Here is a 3349-nt window from a genome sequence, read left to right as displayed (position 1 = left end):
CCAGCCTTGCTCGCCCCAGCGGGTCGGAGGCCTGGGTCGCCGCGACCCAGCCCGCGCGCCTGTTCCACTTGCGCGAGAACGGGGTGGCCGACCTCCAACGGCTGGCGCGGGTGATGACCGGGCAGTCCGTGGGCCTTGTCTTGTCCGGCGGCGGCGCGCGGGCCTACGCCCATATCGGCGCGATCCAGGCCATGCGTGAGCGGGCGATTCCGATCGACTTCGTCGGCGGCGCCTCGATGGGCGCGATCATCGCCGCGGGCCTGGCCATGGGCTGGGACGACGGCGAGATGGAGGCGCGCATCCAGAAGGCCTTCGTCGACTCCAGCCCCTTGGACGACATCGCCTTTCCGATGATCGCCATGACGCGCGGCGAGAAGGTCAGGGCCCGCTTGGAAGAGCATTTCAGCGGCGTCGAGATCAGCGATCTCTGGCTGCCGTTCTTCTGCGTCTCGTCGAACCTGACCTCGGGCGCCTACCAACTGCACCGCACGGGCGAGCTGCAGGCGGCTTTGCGGGCCTCGATCGCTCTGCCCGGCGTGATGCCCCCGGCCACCTTCAACGGCTCGGTGCTGGTCGATGGGGCGGTGATGAAGAACTTCCCCGCCGACGTCATGCGCGCGCTCCAGCCTGGTCCGATCGTCGGCGTCGACGTCACCCGCGGCCGCAGCATCACGCCGGACGACATCGTCACGCCGCCCTCCCTCTGGAACTGGATCACCTCGGGCGAGTGGCGGCGCGGCCCGCCGATCGTGGCCCTGCTGATGCGGGCGGCCACGGTCACCTCCGGACGCGACATCACCGCCGCGCGAGAGGCCACCGATGTTCTGATCACGCCCAAGCTGGAGGGCGTCGACATTCGCGACTGGCGCGCCTTCGAGCCCTCGGTGAAGGCCGGGCGCGTCGCCGCCGGCTTCGCGCTGGACACCCTGCGCCAGCCCGTGACGACGCTGCGTCGCCGTCTAAGTCTGCGCGAACGCCAAGCCGCTTCAGGTCGCTGACCGCCGGGCCACGATGAACAGGCGTTTGAAGGGAAACAGGGTCACCCCGTCCTTCCGGCGCGGGAACCGGCGCGCCAGTCGAGCGCGCCAGGCGTCGAGGAACAGCGACCGCTCCCCATTATCCAGCGCGTCAAGATAGGGGCGCAGGGTCGCGCCCATCGTCCACTCGACGATCGGGTCCTCGCCGCGCAGCGCGTGCAGATAGGTGGTGGTCCAGATGTCGATCTCGGAACATAGCGGCGCCAGCCAGCTGTAATAGTCTTCGGCCGACGCTGTTGGGCCGGCGCCGGCGATGTTCGTCAGCTTGGCGGCCCACGTCCCCACCTGGATGACCTCGGCCAGACTGCCGCGCCAGCCCAGGCTGTCGACCACCGGGACCTGGATCGCCAGGACGCCCAACGGAGCCAGAGCGGCCGCGAGACGGGGGATCAACATTTTATGATCGCCCACCCAGTGGAGGGCGGCGTTGGTGAAGATCAGGTCCGCGGGCGCGTCCGGCGCGAAGTCCTCAATGCCGCCCTCGATCCATTCCACCTGATCGGACAGCGCCCGGGCCCGCCGCAGCATCTCGGGACTGGAGTCCAGGCCGCGCACTCTAGCTTGCTGAAAACGCTCAGCTAGTGCGGCGGCCTGCTCGCCCATGCCACACCCCAGGTCCCAGATTTCGCGCGGCGCCATGTCGGCCGGCAGCATCGCCATGAGGTCTTGAGCCGGCCGTTCGCGGTATCGGCGGTAGAGGGCGTAGATGTCCGGATCCCAGCGCGCCATTCTATCCCTCCCCGGTGCGACAATCCGGCGTCGTGCAACTTCGCCGTCTGTGAAGAATTCTTCTCACGCGAGAAGATTCATCATACTGTCGGAAATAGACCTCCGACAGAGGGGCCACAGGGAAGGAAATCACGCGGAATGGTCACGCAGATTCATCTGGCTCCCGGCGGCGCGCCCGCCCCAGCCCAAAACGTCCGCAAGCTGAACCTTAGCCGTCCTCTGGCGGTCGGCGCCGCCGTGGTGATGTGGGCTCTGATTCTGATCGGTCTTCGCCTGCTGACGCTCTGACCGCGACTTCGGGTCGCGTTGGAGGCCTCTTCCCATCTCGGCGGAAAGGCCCATATCCTCCTTGTGTTGTTCAACCACTGAAAGGAGGTGATCCAGTGTCTCATTGTCTCCAACCGCGGTCGCAAGTCGTGACCTGGAGCCTGAAGAACGAGGTCTCCGCCTAGGGTGTTGAGCACCCAGGTTTAAGTCACACGCTGCGAACAGCGGCTACGACGATGGAAGGGCCGTCCCAGCCGGGGCGGCCCTTTTTCATGGCCGGAGTCAGGCGCCGATCAGCTCGCGACCGATCAGGAACCGGCGAATCTCGTTGGTGCCCGCGCCGATGTCGTAGAGCTTGGCGTCGCGCAGCAAGCGCTCGACCGGCCATTCCTTGGTGTAGCCCGCGCCGCCCAGGGCCTGGATCGCCTCAAGGGCCACCTTCACCGCGTTCTCGGACGCCATGAGGATCGCGCCGGCCGCGTCGAAGCGCGTGGTCTTGCCGGCGTCGCAGGCCCGCGCCACGGCGTAGACATAGGCTCGGGCCGAGTTCAACGCGACATACATGTCGGCGATCTTGCCCTGCATCAGCTGGAAGCCGCCGATCGGCTGACCGAACTGCTTACGATCGCGCACATAGGGCAGGACGATGTCGAGACAGGCCTGCATGATGCCTAGCGGCCCCGCCGCCAAGACGGCGCGCTCGTAGTCGAGGCCGCTCATCAGCACCCCGACGCCGCCGCCGACCGGCCCCATCACGTTTTCTTCCGGGATTTCGCAGTCCTCGAACACCAGCTCGGCGGTGTCCGAGCCGCGCATGCCCATCTTGTCCAGCTTCTTGGAGACGCTGAAGCCCTTCATGCCCTTCTCGACGAGGAAGGCGGTGATGCCGCGGCTGCCCTCGCCCGTCTTGGCGTAGACGACCAGGGTGTCGGCGTGCGGGGCGTTGGTGATCCAGAACTTCGTGCCGTTCAGGACGTATCGGTCGCCACGCTGGTCGGCGCGCAGCTTCATCGAGACGACGTCCGAGCCCGCGCCGGCCTCGCTCATGGCTAGAGAGCCGACATGCTCGCCGCTGATCAGCTTGGGCAGGTAGCGCCGCTTCTGCTCGGGCGTGCCCCAGCGGCGGATCTGGTTCACACAAAGGTTCGAGTGCGCGCCGTACGACAGGCCCACCGAGGCCGAGGCGCGGGAGACTTCCTCCATCGCCACCACGTGCTCGAGATAGCCAAGGCCGAGGCCGCCGAATTCTTCCTCGACGGTGATGCCGTGCAGGCCAAGGTCGCCCATCGGGACCCACAGCGAGCGCGGGAAGGTGT

General features: G+C 67.2%; 5 protein-coding genes. 3 read left to right on the top strand and 2 right to left on the bottom strand.

Annotated elements, in window-relative coordinates:
- A partial coding sequence (locus Q0379_RS02805) for a patatin-like phospholipase family protein (protein ID WP_299004027.1) occupies nucleotides 1-998 on the top strand: 998 nt, incomplete at its 5' end.
- Here Q0379_RS02805 and Q0379_RS02800 read toward each other — a convergent pair.
- Complete coding sequence (locus Q0379_RS02800; RefSeq protein WP_299004025.1) at nucleotides 987-1766, bottom strand: methyltransferase domain-containing protein; 780 nt, start codon at nucleotides 1764-1766, stop codon at nucleotides 987-989. The genes Q0379_RS02805 and Q0379_RS02800 overlap by 12 nt on opposite strands.
- Before the next feature lie 138 nt (nucleotides 1767-1904).
- On the opposite strand from Q0379_RS02800, the gene Q0379_RS02795 reads away from it, so the two are divergent.
- Nucleotides 1905-2054: a hypothetical protein gene (locus tag Q0379_RS02795; RefSeq protein WP_156449579.1), complete on the top strand. Its 150-nt coding sequence runs from the start codon at nucleotides 1905-1907 to the stop codon at nucleotides 2052-2054.
- 77 nt (nucleotides 2055-2131) lie between these two features.
- Nucleotides 2132-2218, top strand: coding sequence for a hypothetical protein (locus tag Q0379_RS02790; protein ID WP_143324168.1), 87 nt, complete (start codon nucleotides 2132-2134; stop codon nucleotides 2216-2218).
- 97 nt (nucleotides 2219-2315) lie between these two features.
- Here the strand turns inward: Q0379_RS02790 and Q0379_RS02785 are convergent.
- Nucleotides 2316-3349 (bottom strand): acyl-CoA dehydrogenase family protein (locus Q0379_RS02785; protein WP_299004022.1); only part of this gene is annotated, 1034 nt, incomplete at its 5' end.

It is taken from the genome of uncultured Caulobacter sp. (assembly GCF_937900395.1).
In the GTDB taxonomy this organism is placed as follows: Bacteria; Pseudomonadota; Alphaproteobacteria; order Caulobacterales; family Caulobacteraceae; genus Caulobacter.
This window is presented reverse-complemented; position numbering and strand designations above follow the sequence as displayed.